At 23.9% G+C, this 1289-nt stretch carries 1 pseudogene and 1 CRISPR repeat array; the pseudogene reads right to left on the minus strand.

Features of this window, described 5'->3' with window-relative positions:
* Window positions 1-209, minus strand: a pseudogene (locus tag ACRDDY_RS00310) (hypothetical protein); the annotation flags it as partial.
* A 165-nt stretch (window positions 210-374) separates the two neighbouring features.
* Window positions 375-1124: direct repeats of the CRISPR family, unit length 30 nt; unit sequence TCTTTATATTCCTCATAGTTAATCAAAAAC.
* Window positions 1125-1289 lie beyond the last annotated feature (165 nt).

Here is a 1289-nt window from a genome sequence, read left to right on the forward strand (position 1 = left end):
TCTCTTAAATCTTCCATTATAAGTTTAACTCCAGATTCCATAAGAAAGGAAACTATAATATCAATTCTTTTAGCCTTCTTAAAAGAATTCTTTAATTTACTATATAAATAATTGTTTCTATCATCTCCACCAACTGCAATATTAGCCCTATAAAGTGCTTTTGCTTCTTTAATTTCTATATTAAATTCATCTACCTTTAAACTAGTCATAATTTACTCCTTAAAATAAAAAAATCATTAAGCTTTATAAGAATATTATACCAAAATAACACTTTTAAAAAACTTAATGATTTTAATTATTTAATTTATTAAATTTAGTATTCCTTACTGTTAATCAAAAAAATATTCTTTTACATTCAGATACCACTTAAGTTCTATTTATATTCCTCATAGTTAATCAAAAACTGTATTTCCTGTTTCTTACATATGTTTAACAGTTGTCTTTATATTCCTCATAGTTAATCAAAAACGATAATAGTTAAAAGCTATTTTATAATTTATTTTTTCTTTATATTCCTCATAGTTAATCAAAAACAAATCCAGTTCTATAACTATCTCCAAGAAATACTGACTTTATATTCCTCATAGTTAATCAAAAACAAAATTATTTGTATTGTGAAATAGGTTTTGAAAATATCTTTATATTCCTCATAGTTAATCAAAAACTGATTATAATACTTATTTTAGATTCCAAAATAAGTATCTTTATATTCCTCATAGTTAATCAAAAACTCGAATAAAAAAAGTCCTTCACCACAATTAAAAAGTCTTTATATTCCTCATAGTTAATCAAAAACAATGATAAAAGAGTAACTTTATATAATATAAATCATTCTTTATATTCCTCATAGTTAATCAAAAACTCCATTCTCCTCTATAGCTATTATCTATTACTCCTCTTTATATTCCTCATAGTTAATCAAAAACCTGTTATTTTCCCAACTGCAATAGTATGCATAGTTTGCTTTATATTCCTCATAGTTAATCAAAAACCAGGGTGGGTAGAAGCTAACAAGACATTGACAACTATCTTTATATTCCTCATAGTTAATCAAAAACTAAGTTAGGAAGTGAGGGGGATGAAAAATAATAAACTCTTTATATTCCTCATAGTTAATCAAAAACCCCAAAAATCTTCTAAAAAACATAACCTATTTAAGCCATTTATAGCTAGTTTTTTTCAAATTTATTTTTTATTTTGCAGTAAACCTCCAATAATGTTTTTTAACTTTTTCTTAAAAGCACTATTAACCCACTATTTTCAGTGCTTTTAAACTTTTTCTTTAAATT

Source organism: Clostridium sp., from assembly GCF_051656525.1.
Taxonomy (GTDB): domain Bacteria; phylum Bacillota; class Clostridia; order Clostridiales; family Clostridiaceae; genus Clostridium.